Source organism: Actinoplanes sp. CA-142083, from assembly GCF_050942195.1.
In the GTDB taxonomy this organism is placed as follows: Bacteria; Actinomycetota; Actinomycetes; order Mycobacteriales; family Micromonosporaceae; genus Actinoplanes.
The window spans coordinates 2,353,091-2,376,927 of record NZ_CP192076.1 but is presented as its reverse complement, the minus strand read 5'-3'; the positions used below and the strand labels follow the sequence as shown (position 1 = coordinate 2,376,927).

The 23,837-nt window shown below is 71.4% G+C and carries 16 protein-coding genes; 4 read left to right on the top strand and 12 right to left on the bottom strand.

The features are described 5' to 3' along the window. Positions 1-2: 2 nt before the first annotated feature. From ACQPZX_RS11275 to ACQPZX_RS11265, 3 genes are all read right to left on the bottom strand, one after another. Positions 3-353 (bottom strand): YciI family protein, encoded by a 351-nt coding sequence (locus ACQPZX_RS11275; protein ID WP_433378207.1) that lies wholly within the window; start codon positions 351-353, stop codon positions 3-5. Between the two features lie 93 nt (positions 354-446). Next, positions 447-1,121, bottom strand: a complete 675-nt coding sequence (locus ACQPZX_RS11270; protein ID WP_433378205.1) for a response regulator — start codon at positions 1,119-1,121, stop codon at positions 447-449. After that, positions 1,118-2,383, bottom strand: a complete 1,266-nt coding sequence (locus ACQPZX_RS11265) for a sensor histidine kinase (protein ID WP_433378202.1) — start codon at positions 2,381-2,383, stop codon at positions 1,118-1,120. Before ACQPZX_RS11265 ends, ACQPZX_RS11270 begins: the two co-directional genes overlap by 4 nt. A 201-nt stretch (positions 2,384-2,584) precedes the next feature. Here ACQPZX_RS11265 and ACQPZX_RS11260 point away from each other — a divergent pair, with 201 nt between their 5' ends. Both ACQPZX_RS11260 and ACQPZX_RS11255 read left to right on the top strand, forming a co-directional pair. Next, positions 2,585-3,034 (top strand): DUF1707 domain-containing protein, encoded by a 450-nt coding sequence (locus ACQPZX_RS11260; RefSeq protein WP_433378199.1) that lies wholly within the window; start codon positions 2,585-2,587, stop codon positions 3,032-3,034. 95 nt (positions 3,035-3,129) lie between these two features. Beyond that, a complete protein-coding gene (locus ACQPZX_RS11255; RefSeq protein WP_433378196.1) occupies positions 3,130-3,954 on the top strand; it encodes a metal-dependent hydrolase in 825 nt (274 codons plus the stop codon). A 519-nt stretch (positions 3,955-4,473) separates the two neighbouring features. On the opposite strand, the gene ACQPZX_RS11250 is transcribed toward ACQPZX_RS11255, so the two are convergent. The 7 genes from ACQPZX_RS11250 to ACQPZX_RS11220 all read right to left on the bottom strand — a co-directional run bounded on the left by ACQPZX_RS11250 (position 4,474) and on the right by ACQPZX_RS11220 (position 16,354). Further along, positions 4,474-5,229 (bottom strand): ABC transporter permease, encoded by a 756-nt coding sequence (locus ACQPZX_RS11250; protein WP_433378194.1) that lies wholly within the window; start codon positions 5,227-5,229, stop codon positions 4,474-4,476. Further along, entirely contained in the window at positions 5,226-6,128 is a 903-nt protein-coding gene (locus ACQPZX_RS11245; protein ID WP_433378191.1) for an ABC transporter ATP-binding protein, read from the bottom strand. Before ACQPZX_RS11245 ends, ACQPZX_RS11250 begins: the two co-directional genes overlap by 4 nt. Continuing rightward, positions 6,125-7,537 (bottom strand): HAMP domain-containing sensor histidine kinase, encoded by a 1,413-nt coding sequence (locus ACQPZX_RS11240; protein WP_433378188.1) that lies wholly within the window; start codon positions 7,535-7,537, stop codon positions 6,125-6,127. The genes ACQPZX_RS11245 and ACQPZX_RS11240 overlap by 4 nt, the downstream gene beginning before the upstream one ends. Next, on the bottom strand, positions 7,534-8,196 hold the full coding sequence (locus tag ACQPZX_RS11235; protein WP_433378185.1) for a response regulator transcription factor: 663 nt from the start codon (positions 8,194-8,196) through the stop codon (positions 7,534-7,536). Before ACQPZX_RS11235 ends, ACQPZX_RS11240 begins: the two co-directional genes overlap by 4 nt. A gap of 67 nt (positions 8,197-8,263) precedes the next feature. Then, positions 8,264-12,034, bottom strand: a complete 3,771-nt coding sequence (gene fxsT / locus ACQPZX_RS11230) for an FxSxx-COOH system tetratricopeptide repeat protein (protein WP_433378182.1) — start codon at positions 12,032-12,034, stop codon at positions 8,264-8,266. Next, positions 12,031-14,217 carry a hypothetical protein gene (locus tag ACQPZX_RS11225; protein WP_433385196.1) on the bottom strand — a complete coding sequence of 729 codons (2,187 nt, stop codon included), beginning with the start codon at positions 14,215-14,217 and terminating at the stop codon, positions 12,031-12,033. The genes fxsT and ACQPZX_RS11225 overlap by 4 nt, the downstream gene beginning before the upstream one ends. Before the next feature lie 319 nt (positions 14,218-14,536). Next, entirely contained in the window at positions 14,537-16,354 is a 1,818-nt protein-coding gene (locus tag ACQPZX_RS11220) for an HEXXH motif domain-containing protein (protein ID WP_433378179.1), read from the bottom strand. A gap of 472 nt (positions 16,355-16,826) precedes the next feature. Between ACQPZX_RS11220 and ACQPZX_RS11215 the strand changes: the two genes are divergently transcribed. Both ACQPZX_RS11215 and metH read left to right on the top strand, forming a co-directional pair. Continuing rightward, the gene (locus ACQPZX_RS11215; RefSeq protein ID WP_433378176.1) at positions 16,827-18,500 is read left to right on the top strand and encodes a bifunctional 3'-5' exonuclease/DNA polymerase; all 1,674 of its coding nucleotides are present in this window, start codon (positions 16,827-16,829) and stop codon (positions 18,498-18,500) included. 157 nt (positions 18,501-18,657) lie between these two features. Continuing rightward, positions 18,658-22,251: a methionine synthase gene (gene metH / locus ACQPZX_RS11210; protein WP_433385193.1), complete on the top strand. Its 3,594-nt coding sequence runs from the start codon at positions 18,658-18,660 to the stop codon at positions 22,249-22,251. 21 nt (positions 22,252-22,272) lie between these two features. Here the strand turns inward: metH and ACQPZX_RS11205 are convergent, their stop codons facing one another. Further along, entirely contained in the window at positions 22,273-22,797 is a 525-nt protein-coding gene (locus tag ACQPZX_RS11205; RefSeq protein WP_433378173.1) for an alpha/beta hydrolase, read from the bottom strand. Positions 22,798-22,806: 9 nt separating this feature from the next. After that, positions 22,807-23,802 carry an L-glyceraldehyde 3-phosphate reductase gene (mgrA, locus tag ACQPZX_RS11200; RefSeq protein ID WP_433385190.1) on the bottom strand — a complete coding sequence of 332 codons (996 nt, stop codon included), beginning with the start codon at positions 23,800-23,802 and terminating at the stop codon, positions 22,807-22,809. Positions 23,803-23,837: the final 35 nt, after the last annotated feature.

The following is a 23,837-nucleotide window of genomic DNA, read 5'->3' as shown; positions in this document are numbered from 1 at the left end:
GCTCAGCTGTCCGTCGGCGGGTGCATGACGATCGGGCGGACCTCGACGATCGGCTCGGGCAGCTGCCGGGCGAGCTCGAGCGCCTCGTCCAGGTCGGCCGCCTCGATCACGTAGTAGCCGCCGATCTGCTCGGCGGTCTCCGCGTACGGCCCGTCGGTCACGCGCACCCGGTCGCCGTTGCGGATGGTCGTCGCCGTGGACGCCAGGGCCAGCTCCTCCCCGCCGACCAGCGCGCCCCGCTCGCGCAGCATGGCCATGAACCGGGCGTGCCGCTCGTGGTTGGCCTGCTGCTCCTGCTCGTCGCGGGACGCCCAGACCTTCTCGTCGCCGTAGATCAGCAGTAGGTACTGCATCGTGGTGCTCCCTCCCGGGCGCCGCCCTGCGCGGCGCCGGCGACAACATGACGCCGTCAGCCCATCAGAATCGACAACCGGCGGAAGAGAATTTCAGGTCAGCCAGCCGGGGCGGATCAAACCGGCCTCGTACGCGTAGACGACCAGCTGGGCGCGGTCGCGGGCGCCCAGCTTGATCATCGTGCGGCTCACGTGGGTTTTCGCCGTGGCCGGGCTGATCACCAGGCGGGCGGCGATCTCGTCGTTGGACAGGCCCTCGGCGACCAGCACCAGGACTTCCCGCTCGCGCTCGGTGAGCTGGTCGAGCTGCGCCGGCGGGGCGACCTGGCGGCTGTGCGCGGCCTTGCCGGCGAACTCGCCGATCACCCGCCGGGTCACGCTCGGCGACAGCAGGGCGTCACCGGCCGCCACGGCCCGGATCCCGCGCAGCAGCTCGACCGGCTCGGTGTCCTTGACCAGGAACCCGGACGCGCCGGTGCGCAGCGCCTCGAAGACGTACTCGTCGAGCTCGAACGTCGTCAGGATGACCACCCGCGTCTCGGCCAGCGAGGGATCGGCCGCTATCCGCTTGGTGGCCTCGAGCCCGTCCACGCCCGGCATGCGGATGTCCATGAGCACGACGTCGGGATGCGTCTGCTGGGCCTGCTTGACCGCCTCGAGCCCGTCGGACGCCTCGGCGACGACCTGGATGTCGGGCTCCGCGTTGAGCAGCGCCCGGAACCCGGCCCGCACCAGCGCCTGGTCGTCCGCCAGCAATACCGAGATCATCCGGCTCTCTCCCCCTGGAGGTCGAAATCATGCTCACCGTCGGGCGTCGGGAGCAGCACCGACACCAGGAACCCGCCCTCGACCGGTCCCGCCTCGACGCTGCCGCCGAGGCTCTGCGCCCGCTCGCGCATCCCGCCGATGCCGGTGCCCTCGGCCGAGGGCGCGTCGGAATCCACGAAGGCCCCCTCGTTGCGGATCGCGAGGTGCAGCGCTGTGGGCAGGTAGTCCACCGCCACCGACGCCGTCGCGCCCGACCCGGCGTGCTTGCGCACGTTGGTGAGCGCCTCCTGGACGATCCGGTACGCCGCGCGATCGACCTCGGGCGGCAGCGCGCGCTCGGCGCCGGTCACCTTGGTCGTGATCGGCAGGCCGGCGTCGGCGGTCAGCTCGTCGAGGCGACTCAGGCCGAGCGAGGGCTGCCGGGGCGCGGCCTCCCCCTCGGCGCGCATCACGTCGAGCACCGCGCGCACCTCGCGCAGCGCCTCGGCGCTGGCCGTCTTGATCGCGGTGAGCGCCTCGCGGGCCTGCTCGGGGCGGCTGTCCATCAGGTGCAGCCCGACACCGGCCTGCACGTTGATCAGCGAGAGGTGATGGCCGAGCACGTCGTGCAGCTCGCGGGCCATCCGGAGGCGCTCCTCGGAGGCCTGCCGGCGCTCCTGCTCCTCCTTGGCCCGGGCCCGCTCGGCCCGCACCTTCATCATCTCGGCCATGTGCTCGCCGCGGACCTTCGCCGCCCCGCCCAGGAAGATCAGCACCGCCATCCCGACCGCGAGCAGCACCAGCGACCGCAGGTCGGCGTGGGCGCCGGCGGGCAGCCCGAGCCGGTCGGCAAACACCCAAAGAGTCAGGAAGTAAGCGACATATCCGACGCAAGCCGCAGCGACAGCGGATCGGGTGCGCCCGAGACGCGCGATGTTGAACAGCGCGATCCCCGGCGCGACCGCGATGGTCCACCGCGGCGCGGAGAAGGTGGCGAATCCCAGGGAGGCGGCCGCCGCAAGAGCAAACGACAACAGCGGGAACCGCCACCGGCCCAGCAGAGCCACCGGCCCCACCAGCAACAGCGCGTAGACCCAGAAGGTCATCGGGCGGTAGATGGCCCCCTCGGAGAAGGCGTTGTTGGCCCCCACGACCTGGAAGAACCCGGCGATCACCGCGGCGCCGACCCCGACGCGCCGCTGCCGCCGGTAGTCGGCCGCCGTGAACCGGCCGGTGCGGCGATCCTGCCGCCACGGCGGTCCCCACGGGCGCTCGTCTTCCATGCGGCCGAACCTACGGCACCCGGCCACCCCGCCGCATCGGAGCACGGTCGTACGACCCCGGGCGTACGCGCTGTGCGCAAGGCGTACGAGAAAGGGGTTTAAACCACCGAAAAGCCGCAGCCGAGGATGCGACCGCGAGCCGACGCCCGCCGGGCGGCGAAAGCCGATTCTGGTATCACGACGCCCCACGAGGAGGAGCACGTGAACGAGTACACGACCAGCGGCCCGGCCCGGATGCGCACCTCCGACCAGGAACGCGAGCGGATCGCCGAGATCCTGCGCGCGGCGATGGCCGAGGGCCGCCTCACGCTCGAGGAAGGCGAGGAACGTCTCGCCGCCGCGTACGCATCGAAATTCCGCGACGAGCTCGGCCCGCTGACGGCCGATCTCCCCGACGGTGGCCGGCGTGCCCTCGCCGAGACGCCGCAGGCGCGTCTCGCGACACGCCGACACCTTCAGCGCCACGCCGGTTTCGTCGTCGTGGTCGCGCTGTTCCTGACCGGCCTGTGGGCGCTCTCGGGCGCGCACTTCTTCTGGCCGGCCATCCCGCTGCTGTTCCTGGTCATGGGCCTGGCGCGGCACGCGCGCTGGCGCCGCTACGCCGATCACTACTCGCCGCATTACCACCACGTGGCGCCCTGGAATCGGTGAACCACGACACTCCCTAGTGGACGTGTCGGTTGTTGATCACCCTCCCCCGCTCTGCCAGAGTGACCGGGTTTGCGCGGGGAGGGTGGTCAATACCGATGATGGGACCGTCGCACGCTCTTTCGGGAGCGGCAGCCTGGCTGGCCGGAAGCTGGGCGCTGGACACCTTCGCCGGCTACAGCCAGTCACCACTGGCGGTGGCCGTCGGCGCCACGGTCTGCGCGGGCGGCGCGCTCCTGCCCGATCTCGATCTCTCCGGCAAGGTCACCCGCAACCAGGGCGGCGCCACCGTGGCCCGCACGTTCGGGGTCTTCTCGCTGTTCGTGGCCGAGGTGATCGAGAAGTTCTCGCTCGGCATCTACACCGCGACGCGCCTGAGCAGGGACCCGCGCCGCAACAACGGCCACCGCACCTTCACCCACACCCTGCCGTTCGCCGCGCTGGTCGGCTGGGGCACGACCGCGCTGGCCACGCATTACGGCAAGTGGGCGGTCGTCGGCATCATCTTCTTCATGGCCGGCCTGGCCCTGCGCGGCCTGTTCGACGAGTGGGCCGAGCGCGCCGGCTGGGTGATCGTCACGCTCTGCTCGGCCGCGATCGCGTTGTTCACCGCCGCCAGGCTGCCCGGCGACCGCGGTTATCCGATGCTCGGCTTCGCGGTCGGCGTGGGCTGTTTCGTGCATCTGCTGGGCGACATCATCACGTCCGCCGGGGTGCCGATCCTCTGGCCGATACCGACGGGCCGGCGCATGTGGCGCATGGTCGGCGTGCCGAACGGCATCGCGGTCCGGGTGGGCGGCAAGACCGAGACGATCGTGTTGCGCACGGCCTTCACCGTGGTGGCGCTGCTGGCCATAGCCGCGATGTTCGCCCCCGGGCTGCTGCATCGCTTCGAATTGGACGCCTGGGCACGCGAGAGATAAAAGCAGCGTCACCACCGCGGTCGCCGGCCCGAGCTCCCGCACCCGGCGGGCGCCCTCCACCGGGTCCGCCCCGCCGCGCCGCCGCGATCGCCTGGTTGAGGCTCTTGCCGCCGGCCGTGGCCACGAGCGGTTCCGCGAAGACCACGCCGCCCGGCCGCGGCCGGCCCGGGATCCGCACGGTGAGGTCGATGGTGGCCCGCCCCACGAACACCGCGTCGATCACCTGATGCGTCCGCCAGGGCCCGAAGGCACCCGCCTTGTCGCCGAGCACGACCTGCCCCTTCGGCGCATCGGCCGGCGGCGTCGGCAGCAGGCGGGTCAGGTTGGCCGCCTCGGCGTCGGCGATCGCGGCGGCCGGCCTCGCCGTTCGCTTTTCCGTGGGCGAGGCGCCGCCGTTCAGGCGTCGCGTTGGACGAGGCGCCGCCGTCGTGCGACCCGATGGGCGCGGCGTCACCGTTCAGGCGTCACGGTGGGCGAGGCGCACAAGCTCAGGCGTACCGGTGGGCGAGGCGCACAAGTTCAGACGTCGCGGCGGGCGAAGACCGCGAAGGACGACGCGAGGACCACGGCGGCGAAGCCCGTCAGCACCGCGAGGCCCGGCCACGGCCCCAGCACCGACGGATCCCGCACGGTGGTGAGCACGCGGAGGCCGGCCATCGAGGGCCACCACTTGGCGATCCAGCGGGCGATGCCCTCGGGGAAGGCCGCCGAGAAGATCGGGACGGTCAGCATCACCACGATGACGACGGTGAGAGCGCCCGCGGTCGAGCGGATCATCGCGCCGACTGCCAGGCCGAACAGGGCGGTCACGGCCAGGTAGAGCCCGGCGCCGAGCAGGGCCCGCGGCACGCCGCTGTCGGTGAGCGACGCCGACGGCGCGCCCTGGCCGTCGATGACCACCTGGCCGACCACGAACGCGGCGAGCCCGCCCACCCAGCCGATGAGCAGCGCGACTGCGGTGACCGTGGCCGCCTTGGCCGCGAGCAGCCGCCCTCGCACCGGCACCGCGGCCAGGCTCGATCGGATGCTGTCGCTCGCGAACTCGCTGGTCACCACCAGAACGCCGAGCACCCCGACGGCGATCTGCGCGAGCAGGACGCCGGAGAGACTGGCCGCGGTCGGGTCGAGGCCGCTGCCCTTGGTCATGAACGCACGCGCCTGGCCGAGGCTGAACAGCGCGCCGATCCCGGCCATCAGCGCCACCACGACGACCGAGGCCCAGAGCACCGACCGCAACGATCGGAACTTCACCCATTCCGCACGCACGACGCTCATCGCGCACCCCCGGTGAACTCGACGCTCTCCGAGGTCATCGCCATGAAGACCGCTTCGAGCGAGGTCCGGCGCGGCGAGCGCTCGGTGAGGATGGTCCCGGTGGTCAGGGCGAGCTTGCCGACGGCGTACGCGTCAATGCCCGTCACCAGCAGAACGCCCTGCACCTGCTCGACCACCGACGCCCCGGCCCCGCGCAGCGTCTCGGCGAAGCCGGCGCTCGTGGAACGCACGAGCACCTCCGACGACTGGCCGGCCAGGAAGTCGGACAGCGAGGTGTCCGCGATCAGTTTGCCCTTGCCGATCACGACGAGGTGGTCGGCGGTCAGTTCCATCTCGCTCATCAAGTGGCTGGAGACGACGACGGTGCGGCCCTCGGCGGCGAGGTCCCGCATGAGGGTGCGCGCCCAGGCGATGCCGCTCGGGTCGAGGCCGTTGACCGGCTCGTCGAAGAGGAGGATCGGTGGATCGCCGAGCAGGGCGCCCGCGATGCCGAGCCGCTGGCTCATGCCGAGCGAATAGGTGCCGGCCGCCTTGTGCGCCACCGCGTCCAAACCGACCAGGCCGAGGACCTCGTCGACGCGTTTGCGGGGCAGGTTGTTGCTGATCGCGAGGGCGAGCAGGTGGTTGCGGCCGGAGCGGGCCGGATGCACGGCCCGCGCGTCGAGGAGGGCGCCGACCTCGCGCATGGGGACGGGCAGCTCGCGGTAGGAGCGGCCGGCCACGTGGGCGGTGCCGGCGGTGGGGCGTTGCAGGCCGAGCGTCATCAGCATCGTGGTGGTCTTGCCGGCGCCGTTGGGGCCGAGGAAGCCGGTCACCCGCCCGGGGTGGAACGTGCAGGTGAGGTCGTCGACCGCGGTGGTGTCGCGGTAGCGCTTGGTGAGTCCGCGCAGTTCAATCATGGTGCGCAGCGTGGCGCGGCGGTCTGGGCGCGGGGTCGGAGGTTCTGGGAGTCCTCCATGAGCGGCAGACAGATGCGAAATGTCGCCCCGGCCTCGCTTGCTTCCACCTCGACCCGGCCATGGTGTGCCTCCACCAGCGAGCGCACGATTGCCAGCCCGAGCCCCGCCCCTCCCCCACTCCGGGACTTTCGGGAACGTGACTCGTCGCCTCGATGGAAGCGGTCGAAGAGGCGCGGTAACTGGCCGGCAGGAATGCCGGGGCCGCTGTCGGCGATCTCGAGGACGGCTTCGTCGCTGACCCGGCCCACGCCGATGCGTACCGGGGAGGTTGGCGGCGTGTGGGCGTGGACGTTGCCGACCAGATTGACCACCACCTGACGGAGGCGGGCTTCGTCCGCGCACACCGGCGCGGGCGCTCCCGGCCCCGCGCCGTGGGGGCCGGTGATGCGCACGGGCCGGGAAGGGTCGAGAGCCCGAAGATCCGCGAGGGCGTCCGCGGCAAGCGTACGCAAATCTGTTGGTTGGAGGTCCAGAGCCGGGACCTGTTCGTCGAGGCTCGCCAGCAGCAGAAGATCTTCCACCAGCGCCGCAAGGCGCCCCGCCTCGGTGTCGATGCGCCGGAGCGTGCGGTCCACATCGGCCGGACCGCCGCCCATCAGGTGCAGTTCGGTGGAGCCCTTGATGCCGAAGAGCGGGGTGCGCAGCTCGTGGCTGACATCCGCGACGAACCGGGCACGGGCCGCGAAGGCCCGCTCGAGCTGGGCCAGCATGCCGTTGAGCGAGGTGGTGAGACGGGCTATCTCGGTGCCCGGCTTCTCTTCGGGGATCCGGTGGGTGAGGTCGCCGGCCGCGATCGCCGTCGCGGTCTGCTCGATGGTCCTCAGTGGACGCAGCCCGGCCCGCACGAGCAGCCATCCGGCGATGCCCAGCACCGGGATCAGGCCCGCTCCGGCGGCCGCACAGACCAGCTCGATGCGGACAACGGTGCTGTTCACGCCGTCGAGCGAGCCCGCCACCGCAACCGTACCGCCGGTCGGCCGCGCTGCCACGACCACCCGCCACCCGTCCGCGGTGAAGGCTTCACCGGTCCGTTTAGGGGACAAATCGGGCGGGCCTGGTGCGCCCGATGTCCGCACCGCGGCGATGACCTGGCCGTCCGCCGCGAAGTAGGTGATGGCGAGGTTGCTGACTAGGTCGAGCCCGCCCGGCTGCCGCGTGCCGCCCGGCCCCAGCATCGCCGGGTCGATGCGGGACATGAGCTGCGCCAACGGCTCCAGCTGCCGGTCGACCCGGGCCAGCAACTGCTGCCGCAGCACGCCCAGCACGATCGCGTCGCTCGCCACGATCCCGGTCACCAGCAGCGCCGCCGTGATCAGCAGCAGCCGCCCCCGCAGCGAGCGCGGCATCATCGGCGTGGCGCCCGCAGCACGTAGCCCACGCCGTGCACCGTGTGGATCAGCTTGGGGCCGGCGGTGTCGACCTTGCGCCGCAGATAGCTGACGTACGTGTCGACGATGCTGGTGTCACCCGCGAAGTCGTAGCGCCACACCTCGTCGAGGATCTGCGGCTTCGCAACGGTGTGCCCCGCGTGCCCCATCAGGCAGTGCAGCAGCCGGAACTCGGTCGGCGACAGCCGCACCTCCCGCCCGGCCCGGGTGACCGCCCGATCCAGCGGGTCGAGCACCAGGTCGGCCACCGTGATCCGCCCGTCGCTCCCGCCCGCCCGGCGCAGCACCGCGTGGATCCGCGCGATCAGCTCCGGCAGGTGGAACGGCTTGGTCACGTAGTCGTCGCCGCCCAGCGTCAGCCCGTTGACCTTGTCCTCCGGCGCGTCCCGGGCGCTGAGGAACATCACCGGCACCGGTCGCAGCCGCCGCACCACCTCGAACCCGTCCATGCCCGGCAGCATCACGTCGAGCAGCACCAGATCGGGCGGCGCCGCCCGCGCCGCGGCGAGCGCCTCGTCGCCATCGGCCGCCGCGGTGACCTCGAACCCGGCAAACCGCAGGGCGTCGGCGAGCAGCCCGCGCACCGTGTCCTCGTCGTCGACCACCAGCAGCCGGGCCATGCCCCCAAGCTAGCCACGGCGGCCCTGTGACGGCCCTGAGAATCTTCCCAGGCCGCCTGGGAGCTCTCTACAACGGCATCGGGTCGACATCGCAGTTGGCCCGCTGGCCGGCCAGCGCCGCCGCGATCGCCGGATGGTCCTTCCCGAGCACCCGCCGGTAGGCAGCGATCACCGGCCCCGGTTCCTCCCGCCGGTCGAACGCGAGGTTGAGCGCCACCGCCAGGGTCGACGGATGGTCGCCGCCCAGCACCTCCCGCGACTTGCGGAACGTATCGCCGTCCATCTGCTTCGCGGTCTCGAGGTCGCCGCGCGCCGCCAGGTCGCTGGCGAGGTTGGTGGCGCAGGTCAGGGTGAGCACGTGCCGCGGCCCGAGCCGTTCGAGCAGGCCCTGGTAGGCGGCGGCGTCGTGCTCGTACGCCGCCTCGACCTGCCCGAGCAGCCGCAGCACGATCCCGAGGTTGGTGCGGGCGTAGAGCGTGTACGGGTGATCGGGCCCGAGGGTCCGGTGGTAGTCCTGCCAGGTCCGCTCGGCCAGCTCCCGCGACTCGGCGACCTGGTCGTTCTCCCGCAGGTCGACGGCGTAGTTGAGCGAGCAGGCGATGGCTTCCGGGTTCAGCTCGCCGAACCGGCGCCGAAGCTCGTTCATGGTGTCCAGCGACAGTTTGCGGGCTTGCGTGTGATGACCGGACCGGCGCCGGGAGACGGCGAGGTTGCGGGCCGCCATCAGCGTCTGCGGGTGATCGACGCCGAGGATCTTCTGGATCCGCTCGTACAGCTTCTCCTGGAGCCGGTTCGCCTCGATGTAGTCGCCCCGTTCGCGCAGGTCGAGCGTGAGCCCGTTCTGGCTGAGCAGCGTGAGGTAGTGATCGGCGCCGAGCACCTCCACCCGCCGTCGCACGGTGTCCATGTCACGCTCCAGCGCGCCCGTGAAATCGCCGTTGAGCCGGAGTGAGACGCCCAGGCTGTGCGCGATGATCAGCGTGGTCGGCTCGTTCGGGCCGAGGACGTTGTCCGCGATCTGGTACGCCTCTTCCTGCAGTGCCAGCGCGCCCGCGAAGTCCCCCGCGGCCTGCAGATCGGCGGCCACCAGGTGCATCGCGTCGAGCGTCTCCACGTCCTCCGGCCCGTTGGCGACGCGCAGCCGAGCCAGGCAGTCCGCGTTGTAGCGTGCCGCCTCCTCGAACCGGCCGAGCTGCCGCAACACGAACCCGAGCCAGCGGGCCGCCTTGAGCAGCTGCGGGTCGTCCCGGCCGAGCATGTCGGTCCACCGCTCGACGACCTGGGTGGCCAGCTCGCGGCAGCTGTTCTGGTCGCCCCAGTAGAAGTAGAACCCGATCACGTCGAGGACCAGCTGGCGCGCCCAATCGTCCTCGCAGCCGACCATGTCGGAGGAGAGGACGTGCGGCAGCAGCGCGTGGAAGCGCGGCCATTGCTCGGTGGCGCTCGGGTTGCCCGGATTGCCGCCGGCCAGCAGCAGGTGTGCGGCGTGCTCCATCGTCACCCGCTGTTCGGAGGTGAGCTGCTCGAGGACGACGGTGCGGACCAGCCGGTGCAGCTGGACGGTTCGCGGGTTCCCGTGGTTGATCCGGGCGAGGCCGTACCGCGCGATCTCGCGCAACGCCCGGTCGAGCCGGTTGGGGTTGCGCAGCGTCGCGCCCAGCTCGGGTGAGAAGCCGACGTGTGGCGGCCCGACGAACAGCTCCCGCGAGATCGGCTCGGGTGCCATGAACGCGCAGGCCTGCAGCAGCTGCAGTGCCGCCGGATTCGTCGCGCCGAGGTGCTCGAGCGCCACCGCGGAGGCGGCGGCCACGGCGACCTCGTGCTGCGGGTCGTCCACCCGGGCCGCCATGTCCTCTCGCTTCTCGGCGAGCAGGCGCAGGTACTCGTCGACGGGCTCCTGGGTGGCCGCCCGCCACGCGCTCGCCTGCCCGATGGCCAGCGGCAGGTCGTCGAGCACGGCGGCGAGCCGGTCGGCCTCATCGTCGGTCAGATCGGGGTTGCGCTTGCGCAGCAGCGCGATGCTCTCGTCGCGGGCGAAGACCCCGATCTCCAGCGTCTGGGCCAGCCCGGTCCACCGCTCGTTGCGCGAGGTGACCAATACCTTCCCGGTCCCGCCCGTGGGCAGGTAGGGCTGGACGGTCTCCAAGGTCTCCGCGTTGTCGAAGATCAAGAGCCAATTGGCGTACGGGTGTCCCGCCTGCAACGTCTCCTGCACGGCCGCCACGGCGGTCTTCGCGTCCTGGCCGGCCGCCAGCCCGAGGCGCTCGCCCAGCTCGATCAGCGCGCGTAGAATCTGGGCCGGCTGCTCCGACGGGACGAACCACACCACATCGTAGTCGGCCATGTGGCGATATGCGTACTCGGTAGCGATTTGTGACTTTCCGACTCCGCCCATTCCGTGCAGCGCCTGCGGCAGCACCGCCGTGACCCGCTGCCGGCGCAGTTGCCGGTCCAGCATGTCGAGCAGCTCTTCGCGCCCGGTGAAGTCGCCGTTGCGCGGCGGCAGGTTGCCCCAGACCGCCACCTCGCCCTCGGGCTGGAGCAGCGCGTTGATGGCGGTCGGCGCCACGGCGGTCACGTGGCCGCGCGGCTGGACGGAGGCCGGGTGGGACGCGACCGGCATGCTCGGCGCCGGCGCCGTGGCCGGGAATGCCGCGGGCGCCGCCTCACCGAGCCGCGCGATGGCGTTCTCGATGAGGGCGGCACGCGTTGCGTACGGCCCGGACAACGCGCGCAGGATCGCCAGCTCGATCCGGGCGGACACGACCGTCTCGGAGGTGACCACCGGGGCCGGTTGCGCGTCCGGCGCCTCGATCGCGCGGAGCAGGTCGCGGGCTGAGGGGGTCCGCTCGCCGAGGTATTCGGAAACGACCTCCACGACCCGTACGGTGTCCTCGCGCGCCGCGAGCGCCAGCAGTTCCTCTCGCACTCCGGGGCGGAATGCCAGATCGCCCGCGTTGTCGATGAGCAGCGGGCTGGTCACCACCTCGGCCAGGTGGACCGGCAGCGAAGCGGGCAGCAGCGCCCCTTGCACGATGCGCAGCGCGTCCAGCTCCAGTGGCGCCGAGGCGACGTAGGTGGCCAGCTGGAACGCCGGCGCGGAGGCCTCAGCCCGGAACCGGCCGACCAGCTCGCGTGGGCTCGTCCCCACCGGCGCGGACTCGCCGGACGGCCGATGGCTGGGGCCGGGCGCGCGGTCCGGGTCGGCGATGTGCGCCACCGCATCCAGCCAGACCTCGGCCGGCCCCGCCTCGGCCGGGCCACCCAGCAGCGACGCCCACCAGCTCAGCCACCGCGGGCTCAGTTCCAGCAGCGGCACCACCACGGCCGCTTCGTGCAGCGGGTCGTCGAACGGGTTGCTCCACTCGGCCGGCTCGCGGATCTGCAGCTCCGTGTTGGGCGACATCGCGCGGGAGGCGGCCAGCTGCACCATCCGCGGCGCGAGGTAGGAGCGGTACCAGCGCTCCTGCGGGTACGGGTTGACGATCGCCACCGGGACGACGCCGCCCCAAGCCTGGAGCACCCGGTCGGCCGGCGGCTGCGCCCAGAACTCGGCCAGCCCGTCGCTGAGCACCACGACCAGCTCGCCGTCCGGCGGACCCGGCACCTCCGCCGAGCTCCGCAACGGCCCCAGCGGGTACGCGCTGACCCGCTGGAAGACCGTGTCGGCCAGTTCCCGGAACGCCCGTACCGTCGGCGTCCACACCCGCATCGACGGGCTGTCGTCCAGCACCACCGCGAGGGTCGACGCCCGTCGCCGCAGGTTGTGCAACGCCTCGGCCAGCCGCTCCCGATCGGGCAGCGCGGCCACCGGATGTGGATCGATCGGCCGGTTCACGACTCCACCCCCGCATCGGCGAGCACCCGTCGCGGGTCGTCCCAGAGCAACGCGACCCAGTGTCCGAAGTGGCCGGCGTCGTCGCCGGCGTAGGCCTCCACCCGGACCCGCTTGGTGTTCGCGGGCAGCTCGGACGGCTCGCGGGACAGCGACCGGATCCCGTCGGTGCTCTCGCCGGGCCGCGGCAACCGGCGGTCCCAGAGAACGACCGGAACACCGGCCCGGAACGCCGCGAACAGTTCCTGCCGGCCCCACGGTGAGTCGGGCGGCTCGCTGAGCACGACCACCGCGTACCGGTCGTCCGACTGGAGCTCGGCCGCCCAGGCGTTGAACGCCGCGCCGCTACGGGCGGTGGTGCCCCAGAGCACCCGCCCGGAGAACGGCTTGGCGTCGATCTGCAGCCACCTGCTCCCCCAGGCGCGGCGCACCCGCGGCTCATACATCCGGTCCCGGCTGCGCACCACCACCGTGTACGCCAGCGCCAGCGGCTCCGATCGCCCGAAGATCAGCGGCCCGGTGAACCACTGCACCGGCAGGTCGAGCAGCCCGGACGGCATCACGAACTCGATGGCCGCCGGCTCCCGCGAGCCGGTCCACAGCCGCTCGGCCTCGGCGACCAGCTCACGAGCGGCGTACTCGATGTCGGTCACGGCCACATCGGACGGCCCGACCCGGGCGGCACGGGGCCGCCACGGGCCGCCGCCCTCGTGGACGTAACCGCTGATGCGGCAGCTGCCGCGGTCGATCCCGTCGGTCATGATGTCGATCATCAGGACCGGCCCGACCGGCGGTGCGGCCGCCGTGTCGCCCAGCCTTGCCCGCAGCGCCTCACCGACGCCGGTGGCCCCGGCCCGTCGCACGGCCCAGCCGACGATCTCGGCGCCGATCGGATCGTCGCCCAGCGACCGGCCGAGGCGGGCGACGAAGACGAGCGCCGGAGGCACGCCGTCCGCGCCGGCGTTCAGCCCGGTCAGATGCTCGATCGCGGCGGCCGGGGTGGCGAGCACCTCGGGCGACGGCCGCGGCAGCTCCGGCACGGTGTCTTGCCAGACCGCGCGCACGTCCACTGCGGACGGCAGCCGCCGCAGCAGCCCCTCCAGTTCCGTCAGCTCGGGCGGAGTGAGCGCCGGCAACGCCCGCCCCCACAGCCGGATGCCCGGCCCGTCGAGCGCCGGCGTCATCCGCAGCAGGGCTCGCATGTACGCCGCGGCCGCGTTGGACGCGAACCTGTGCCAGGTATCGGTCTTGCCGGCCGCCTCCGCGTAGTCGGCGACCCCACGCACCATGAACCAGGCACGGTCCTCGGCCGACGTGCTGGCCGCTATCCCCGAGCCCTCCATCTCGATCGCGAGCATGTCCGGAAACCGCTCGGCCAGGTCGTCCCGCGCCTGTTCGTCCCGCATGAGGACGTCGCCCGAGCCCATCACGCCGTGGTGCACCCGCGGCAGCCCGTTGAGCGACGCGATGCTCGTCCGCTCGGGGTGCGGCACCGGAACGCCGCGCATGTAGAGGACATCGGTCTCGGCCGGCGGCCGGTGCTCCGGGTCGAGCCATCGCGCCCAGGGATAATTGCCGCTCAGTTCCTCGAGCTGTAACTCGCGGGCCGCCCGCAGCAGGCGCTGGGAGATCAGCCCGGCGCTCTGCCGTCCGCGCGGCTCGGACCGGCCGTGTTCCTGCCGCACATGCGTGTAGTCGACGATCCCTTCGGTCGCCACCACGATGTCGCCGAGCCGCACGTGCCGATCGGGTGTCTGCGGTCGCGGCAGCCCACCGGCTATACCCACCATGATGACGATCTGGATGCCGGGGAACGTGCGCAGCATGTTGGCGCAGTAGTACGCGGCGGACCGGGTGTTGTCCCTGGACATCATGAGCACGGCCACCCCATGCGGCCGCGCGGCGTCGGTGCTGGGCAGGGACCCGGTGCGGTAGTGATTCTGGTCCTGCGGGTCGTCGTAGCCGCCGACGTCGTCGAGCAGGCTGACCACGGCGTTCGTCTCACACGCCAGCGCGGTGAGGATGCCGATGGTCACCTCGTCCGGTGCGGCGCCCTGATCGTCGATCTGCCTGGTAGGAGACATCGGCCACGCTCCAGGATCGGTCCTGGCGCAGACCAGCATGGTGCCGAGAATCCGCTGCGCCTGAATCAACACCAGCGTCGACCCGGCTGCCGCGAATACCACAGCCAAGATCGAAACGTCGGGCCAGCGCAGGGCGGGACGATGACCGCGATAAATATATGTATAGCGAATACCCGCAAGGCTTCGCCTTGTCGCGGGCGGCGCGCGGTGCGATGGCGGGCCTCGCCACCAGGCGAAACGGCGATGGACACGCGGGCAGCCAGGGATATCGCACTGCGCGAGCACGCCACCCCGAATTACCACGCCCCGCTCCGTCCGCCGTGATCAAATTGCGGGCGTCGCCGCGCTGCGACGGAAATCAAGTATCGCCTATCCGGCCACCTGGCGTACAGGCCGGAAATACTCCGCCATTCGCATCAGATCAACGAAGAAAATCGCGAGATTCGACCGTCCGCTCGACCCATGCCGCCAGTTCCACAGGGTCGGGCTTCTCGTGCAGCTCGCGGCGCAGCGCCAGGACGATCTCGGGTCGGTCGAGAAGCAGAGATGCGCCCGGTCGGCCTTCGGTTGCTTTCCCGGCCCGCGCCAGCGCCAGGCCGAGGCCGGTCCAGGCGTCGGCCGACTCCGGGTCCCGGCGAAGCTGGTCGGCGAAGCCTTCGAGCGCGCCGAGCCCGTCGCCGCCGAACAGCGCCAGGTCGGCCTCCTCGAGGCGGGCCGCCCATGGCTCGTCCCGGACGTCCACGTAACGGTCGGCGGCGGCCAGGCGCCGCCGGGCCAGGCCCAGCCGGGCGCCCGACCAGCGCCGCATCTCGTGGTCGGGCCGTACCACGGAAGGACCGACCCGCAGGCTCCCGGTCGCCTGGGCGCGCCAGGCATCGGCCAGCGCCATCACGTCGGCGGCGGGCGGCTCGCAATGCCGGATGCGCCAGCCGGCCCGGTGGCCGTCCGCGACGAGGCCGGCGAGCCTGCGTACATCGGCGTCCAGTGGGTCGGCCTCCCAGGTGTCCAATGCGAACATCAAGCGGTCGGTGAAACGCCGCCCCGCCGCGGTCAACGCTCCGTCGGCCCGCGCCACCTCGATCGCCTCGCGGCACTGGGCCCTCGCATACGCGTACTCGAACGCGGTGAGCTTTGCCGGCAGATCGTCCGCGTCGCGCTGGTGCCGCCAGAACTCGGTGATCCCGAAGAACGCGTAGATGCCCTGGAGAAGGCCGCCCGCGGGGCGCGGATCGTCCCGCCACGGCGCGTAGAGGCGTGGGCTGCCCGGGCCGTCCGTGAGCGCGACCAGATGCATGAGACCGCCCAGGCGGATGTGGGCGAACTCGTGCGCGAGCGACACCGCCAGGGTGACCGGGTCGGGCGGCATCGAGCACATGATCGCGCCGAAAGCGTCGCCGCTCGACGCGCTGCGTGTGTCCCAGCCGACGCCGGAGGGCAGCGGCGCCAACGAGGAGACCCCGGCCGCCATCGCCTCGGCGACCGGCCGGTGCCAGTCCACGAGGATCTGCCAGGCATCGACCAGCAAACCGGTCCAGCGGGCCGCGTCGTCGGCGGAGAGCCGGGCCGGCGGAACCGGATCGGCGAGATCACGCATCGGGTCGAGGTCATCCAGCCAGATCGTGAGGCGCGGATCGTCGCCCACGCTCACCGACCGCAGCGGCCACCACCCCGGGGCCTCGTCACCCACGCCGATCCGTACGCCCCCGCGGCGCAGCCAGGTCCGGCCGCCCTCGGTGGCCACCTCGGCCGTGTCCCACGGCGGGCACCCCTCGAAGGTCGCCATCCCGAGCCGGGGAAGCATCACACGGCCGCTACGAAGGGGCACCATCGTGCGGTACGGCAGCTCCGCGGCCGCGGAGGCGGCAATGGCGACCGCGTGCAGCTGACCGAAGTCGACCCAGGCGGGAGCCTCCGAGGTCGCGCCGCCGCCGTGCCGCCGCATCGTGTAGGCCAGCCAGCTGCCGACCTGCGGGTGCATGAGGATCGTGGCCAGGGCATCGGGTGCGACCCGCTCGGCGGCCTCGAGCGCCGACCAGGCGCGCTCCAGGGACGGTAACGGACCGGATGACTTCGAATCCGCCGTTGCCGCGTCTATGAACGCTTTCAGCAGCACCAGTCGCCGGCTCGTCTCCGCGGCCAGCAGCTCCGCGATCACCTCGGGCCCACCGCCGCCGGACGCGATCTGGTCGAAGGTTTCCTCGTGCAACCGGATCCGGCTCGGCCGGGCAGCTTCGGTCACCACAGCGTTCGTGTGCTCCTCGTCGAGCAAAGGTCAGTCGGCGCGTCCGGGCGGTGATGATCCACCTAGGTTGATCCGAGTCCTCTGGACTTGTTGCGTGACCAGGTCGACAACATCCAGCAGCTCAGGGCTCTGATCGGCTCGGAGATCCCTCAGCGAGTAGCCCGTCAGATCGACCATCTCGGCCTCGATGGCCTCTCCCGGCGCTGCGGTCATGCGACTCCCCCCACTAGTCACTTGTAAACTTAACGCACCGCTGGGGGGTCCGCGCGACCGACTCGCCCTCAGTGTCCGTCGAGTCTTAACGCTTCGCCGGAAATTTGGTGATTTAAAACCCACTTAGACAGTTTGCCGCAGAATTATGGCGTCAAATTTGGGGTACCGAATCACCGGTACGGGGGATAGAGCCTCGGCCATTCGGTCGGGCGCTAGCGCCTCGGAACTTGTCATACCCCCGGCGTAGAAAGACTTCATGCTCCTTGCGGTGGTTCCCGATCCCGACGGCCGTGGTGGCCGTCTGGCGGAGCTGCCGGCCGGCGCCCCGCGCCACGTGCCCGATCTCGCCGCCGCCATCGCCGAGCGTGAGTCGTCGGACCAACCCCGGTGGGTCTGGCCCGCCACGGCCGACATCTACCCCGCTCTCCTGCGCGCCGGCGTCCGCGTCGCGCGCTGTCATGACCTCGAGCTGACCGAGGCGCTGCTGCTCGGCCACGAGGGCCGCTGGGGCGCCCCCCGCTCCCTCGCCGCCGCCCGCGCCCGCCTGCACGGCCTTCCCGTCCCCGCCGATCCGCCGCCCCGGCAGCCGGAGCCGCCGGGCTTTGCCCAGGCGGCGCTCTTCGAGACCACTTCCGCTCCGCCGTCCGCCGCCGGCTTCGATGTGGTCGAGGCCATTCGTGATGTGTACGCGGACCAGCTCGCGCGCACCGCCGCCACCGTGCAGCCGGGGCGGTTCCGGCTGCTGATCGCGGCCGAGTCGGCGGGGGCCCTGGTGGGGGCCGAGATGGGGCACGCGGGGCTGCCCTGGCGGGCCGACGTGCACGATCAGCTGCTGCGTGAGCTGCTGGGGGCGCCGCAGCCGGTGGGGCCGCCCCGGCGGCTGGCCGAGCTGACCGCCACCATCAACGAGGCGCTCGGCATGCGCGGCCTGCACCCTGATTCCCCCGCGGAGGTCGTAAGGGCTTTCGCCCGTAACGGCGTGGAGATCCCCAACACCCGTGCCTGGGTGCTCAAACGGGTTGACCATCCGGCCGTGCGGCCCCTTCTGGAATACAAAGAGCTCTACCGCATCTGGACGGCGCACGGCTGGTCCTGGTGTGACTCCTGGGTGCGCGACGGCCGCTTCCGGCCCGAGTACGTCCCGGGCGGCGTCGTCTCGGGGCGCTGGGCGACCCGCGGCGGCGGCGCGCTGCAGGTGCCCAAGGTCGTGCGCCGGGCGGTCATCGCCGATCCGGGCTGGCGCTTCGTGGTGGCCGACGCCGGTCAGCTCGAGCCGCGGGTGCTCGCGGCCGTCTCGGGTGACCGGCGGCTGGCCGCCGCGGCCGCCGAGGGTGACCTCTACGCGGCGCTGGCCACCGACTCGTTCGAGGGTGACCGGGCCAGGGCCAAGGTCGCCCTGCTCGGCGCCATGTACGGGCAGACCGGCGGCGCCGCCATCCCGGCGCTGGCCGTCCTGCGCAAGCACTATCCGGTGGCCTTCGAGTTCGTCGAGGCCGCCGCCCGCACCGGCGAGGCGGGCGGCCTGGTCCGGTCGTGGCTGGGCCGCACCTGCCCGCCGGCCGCCGCCGCGTGGCGGGACGCGGGGCTCGATCCGCCGGAGGAGGCCGGCTCGGCCGAGCTGCCGCAGGGCGGGGCCTCGGGGCGGGCCCGGGGGCGGTTCACCCGCAACTTCGTGGTGCAGGCGACCGCCGCCGAGTGGGCGCTGACGCTGCTGGCGACGCTGCGGACCGCCCTGGAGGGCAGTAAGGCCGAGCTTGTCCTGTTCGTGCACGACGAGGTGGTGGTGCATTGCCCGGAGGAGGAGGCGGCCGGCGTCGCCGAGGCGGTGAACGCGAGTGCCGTCCAGGCTGGGCGACTGCTGTTCGGCGACACCGCGGTGCGGTTCCCGCTCGATGTCTCAGTAGTTGGCGCGTACGCCGAGGCGAAGTGATATTGAGGTAAGTTTGGTGGTCCGAAGCGAGAGGCGCTGCAACGGGGTGACACCCGCCACGCTCGCTCGGTGAATTCCGACCAAGGGCGCCTCCGTTGTTACCACGGAGGTGGTCGGTATGGAGAGAAAGGCCCGTGTCGCGGAGCTGAAGCGGCTTCTGGGTGAGCGTGTCCTGGTGCTGGACGGCGCGTGGGGCACGATGCTGCAGGGCGCCAAGCTCAAGCCCGAGGACTACCGCGGTGACCTGATCAAGGCCGATCACCCGCAGGACGTCACCGGCGACCCCGACCTGCTCATCCTCACCCGCCCCGACGTGATCCTCGACGTCCACCGGCAATACCTCGCGGCCGGCGCCGACATCACCACCACCAACACGTTCACGGCCACGAGCATCGCCCAGGCGGATTACGGCCTCGAGGCGTACGTGAAGGACATGAACGTCCGCGGCGCCCAGCTCGCCCGTCAGGCGGCCGATGAGGCCGCCGAGCGCGACGGGAAGATCCGGTTCGTCGCCGGTTCGGTCGGCCCGCTGAACGTGACGCTCTCGCTCTCCCCCAAGGTCGACGACCCGGCCTTCCGCGCGGTAACGTTCGACCAGGTCAAGGCGTCCTACGCCGAGCAGATCGCGGCGCTGGCCGAGGGCGGCGTCGACCTGCTGCTGGTCGAGACGATCTTCGACACCCTCAACGCGAAGGCGGCGATCGCGGCGGCCCACGAGGTGGCGCCCGAACTGCCGCTGTGGATCTCGGTGACGATCGTCGACCTGTCCGGCCGTACGCTCTCGGGCCAGACCGTCGAGGCGTTCTGGCGCTCGATCGAGCGCGCCCACCCGCTGGTCGTCGGCGTGAACTGCTCGCTCGGCGCGACCGAGATGCGCCCGCACGTGGCCGAGCTGGCCCGGTTGTCCGACACCTTCGTCGCCGCTCACCCCAACGCCGGCCTGCCCAACGCGTTCGGCGGCTACGACGAGACCCCGGCGCAGACCTCGGCCCTGGTCGGCGAGTTCGTGGAGTCCGGCCTGGTCAACATCGTCGGCGGCTGCTGCGGGACGACACCCGCGCACATCGGACAAATCGCCACCAAAGCCGCCGGGCAGAAGCCGCGCGCGATCAACCCGCCGAAAGCAACGACCCGCTTCAGCGGCCTCGAGCCGTTCGCGATCGGCCCCGACACCGGCTTCGTCATGATCGGCGAGCGCACCAACGTCACCGGAAGCGCCCGGTTCCGCCGGCTCATCGAGGCCGACAACTACCAGGGCGCCGTCGACGTGGCGCTCGACCAGGTGCGCGGCGGCGCCAACCTGCTCGACGTGAACATGGACGCCGACCTGCTCGACAGCGAGCAGGCGATGACCACGTTCCTCAACCTCATCGCCACCGAGCCCGAGGTCGCCCGGATCCCCGTCATGATCGACAGCTCCAAGTGGAGCGTGCTCGAGGCCGGGCTCAAGTGCGTGCAGGGCAAGGGCGTGGTCAACTCGATCAGCCTGAAGGAGGGCGAGGAGGTCTTCCTCAAGCACGCCCAGCAGATCCGCAACTTCGGCGCCGGCGTGGTCGTGATGGCCTTCGACGAGCAGGGCCAGGCCGACACCCGCGACCGCAAGGTCGAGATCTGCGGCCGCGCCTACGACCTGCTGGTCGACGAGGCCGGCTTCGCGCCCGACGACATCATCTTCGACCCGAACGTGCTGGCCGTCGCGACCGGCATCAGCGAGCACAACGGGTACGCGAAGGCGTTCATCGAGGCCCTTCCGCTGATCAAGGCCCGCTGCCCGGGCGCGCGCACCAGCGGCGGCATCTCCAACCTGTCGTTCTCGTTCCGCGGCAACGACGTGGTCCGCGAGGCCATGCACTCCGCTTTCCTCTTCTACGCGGTCCAGGCCGGCCTCGACATGGGCATCGTCAACGCCGGCCAGCTCGCCGTCTACCAGGACATCCCGGCCGAGCTGCTGGAGCTGGTCGAGGACGTGCTCTTCGACCGCCGGGCCGACGCCACCGACCGCCTGGTCAGCTACGCGCAGACGGTCACCGGCAAGGGCAAGCAGCGCGAGGTCGACCTGTCGTGGCGCGAGGCGCCGGTCGCCGAGCGGCTGTCGCACGCGCTCGTGCACGGCATCGTCGACTTCATCGAGGACGACACCGAGGAGGCCCGGCAGCTCTACCCGCGGCCGCTCGAGGTCATCGAGGGCCCCCTCATGGACGGCATGAAGATCGTCGGCGACCTGTTCGGCTCCGGCAAGATGTTCCTGCCGCAGGTGGTCAAGAGCGCCCGCGTGATGAAGCGCTCGGTGGCCTACCTCGAGCCGTACATGGAGGAGGAGAAGGCGCGGGCGCTGGCCGCCGGCATCGTGCCGACCGGCCGCGGCCAGGGCAAGGTCGTGCTGGCCACGGTCAAGGGCGACGTCCACGACATCGGCAAGAACATCGTGGGCGTGGTGCTGGGCTGCAACAACTACGAGGTGATCGACCTCGGCGTGATGGTGCCGGCCGCCAAGATCCTGGACACCGCGGTGGCCGAGGGCGCCGACGTGATCGGGCTGTCCGGCCTGATCACCCCGTCTCTCGACGAGATGGTGTCGGTCGGCGCCGAGATGGAGCGGCGCGGCCTCAAGCTGCCGCTGCTGATCGGCGGCGCGACCACGTCCAAGCAGCACACGGCGGTGCGGATCGCTCCCGCGTACGGCGCCTCCACGGTCCACGTGCTCGACGCCTCCCGGGTCGTCGGCGTGGTCGCCGACCTGCTCGACCCCGACCGCGCCGAGAAGCTGGACGTCACCAACCGGGCCGACCAGGAGCGGCTGCGCGAGCAGCACGCGAACCGGCACGCCCAGCCGCTGCTCACTGTCGAGCAGGCGCGGGCCAACCGCGAGGTGGTCGACTTCAGCGACCTGCCCACTCCCGCATTCACCGGCGTACGGGTGGTGGAGCCGTCCATCGCCGAGCTGCGGGAGCTGGTCGACTGGACGTTCCTGTTCCTCGCCTGGGAGCTCAAGGGCAAGTTCCCGCAGATCCTCGAGCAGCCGGTGGCCCGCGAGTTGTGGGACGACGCCAACACCCTGCTCGACAAGATCATCGCCGAGGGCTCCTTCCAGGCCCGGGGACTGTACGGGTTCTGGGGCGCGCACTCCGAGGGCGACGACATCGTGCTCGACAATGGCGCGAAGTTCCCGATGCTGCGCCAGCAGACCGAGAAGCCGGCCGGGCGGGCCAACCGCTCGCTCGCCGATTACATCGCCCCCGCCGGCGATCACCTGGGCGGCTTCGCGGTGGCCATCCACGGCGCACAGGAGCTGGCCGAGCGGTACGAGGCGGAGAACGACGACTACCGGGCGATCATGGTGAAGGCGCTGGCCGACCGGCTGGCCGAGGCGTTCGCGGAGTACCTGCACCTCAAGGCCCGCCGCGAGTGGTTCGAGCCGGAGGCGCAGCCCGCCCTGGAAGACCTGCACGCCGAGCGGTTCCGTGGCATCCGGCCGGCGCTGGGCTATCCCGCGAGCCCCGACCACAGCGAGAAGAAGGACCTCTTCGAGCTTCTCGGCACCGACACGATCGGCGTGGGACTGACGGAGTCGTACGCGATGACGCCCGCCGCGGCCGTGAGCGGCCTGATCTTCGCGCACCCCGGCTCGCGCTATTTCACCGTCGGCCGGCTCGGCAAGGACCAGGTCGCCGACTACGCGGCCCGGCGCGGCATGCCGCTCGACGAGGTCGAGCGCTGGCTGCGCCCCAACCTGGCCTACGAGACCGAGTGACGCCCGCGCTGCTGGACCGGCTCAGCCGATGAGGCGGTCCAGCAGCGGGAACTCGTCGTAGTCCTGGTTGTAGTCGCCGAAGTGGCCGTCGTTGCGGACGATCTGGGTGCCGCCGAGGCGGTCGAACATGGTCCGCCCCTGGTCGGCGTCGCAGCCGTACGGGTCCTTGGCGGAGTTGATGAAGTAGATCTCCCGCACGTTCGACCGGATCGCGTCCCAGTCATAGCTCTCCTGGAGAACCGGCTCCTCCGACTCGTTCGGCCGCGTGCAGTAGCCGGCGACCAGGTACGCCCGGTCGACCTTCACGTGCTCGAGCAGGGCGAGCAGCAGCGCCGCGCCGCCCGAGTGCCCCACCACCACGGTGTGCTCGCCGAACTCATGAGCCGCGAGCACACCCGGCAGGAACGCGGCAATCGGCTCGACGTTCAGGCCCGGGTAATGCGGCACCTCGACGTCGTATCCACGCTTCCGCAGCCGTTCCGCCAGCCACGGATACCACGCGACCTCTGGATTGCCCCCGGTGCCATGGAAGATGATCGCTTTCATCCGCGGACTTTAACCCGCGTCGCTCGATCGGGCCCACAGGTTGATGCCGGACTCGGTGGCGTACTTGTCGATCTCGGCCAGCTCGTCGGCCGAGAAGGACGCGTTGTTCAGCGAGGCCACGTTGTTCTCCAGCTGGGCCACGCTGCTCGCGCCCAGGACGACCGAGGTCATCCGGGGGTCGCGGATGGACCAGGCGATCGCCATCTGGGCCAGGGACTGGCCGCGACGGGCGGCGATGTCGTTGAGGGCGCGGATCTTGTCGAGGTTGCCCGAGGACAGCAGGTCGGTGGAGAGCGACTTGTCCTCGCTGGCCCGCGACCCTTCCGGCACACCCTGCAGGTAGCGGTCGGTCAGCATGCCCTGCGCCAGCGGCGAGAAGCCGATGCAGCCCGCGCCGACCTCCTCCAGCACGTCGAGGAGCCCGTCGTCCTCGATCCAGCGGTTCAGCATCGAGTACGACGGCTGGTGGATCAGCAGCGGCGTCCCGAGGTCGCGCAGGATCGCGGCCGCCTCGGCCGTCTTGGCCGGAGAGTACGAAGAAATCCCGACATAGAGCGCCTTGCCGGCCTTAACCGCCGAGGCCAGCGCGCCCATGGTCTCCTCGAGCGGGGTGTCCGGGTCGAGGCGGTGCGAGTAGAAGATGTCGACGTACTCGAGGCCCATCCGCTTGAGCGACTGGTCGAGCGAGGCGGTCACGTACTTCCGCGAACCCCACTCGCCGTAGGGCCCGGGCCACATGTCGTACCCGGCCTTGGTTGAAATGACCAGCTCATCGCGATATTGAGCGAAATCTGAGGCCAGGTGCCGGCCGAAGTTGGTCTCGGCCGAGCCGTACGGCGGGCCGTAGTTGTTGGCCAGGTCGAAGTGGGTGATGCCGAGGTCGAAGGCGCGCCGCAGAATGGCCCGCTGCGTCTCGAACGGCTTGTCGTCGCCGAAGTTGTGCCAGAGCCCCAGCGAGACCTCGGGCAGCTTGAGCCCGCTGCGGCCGGTGCGCCGGTACTCCATCGACGAGTAACGGTCCGGGGAAGCGTCGTAGACAG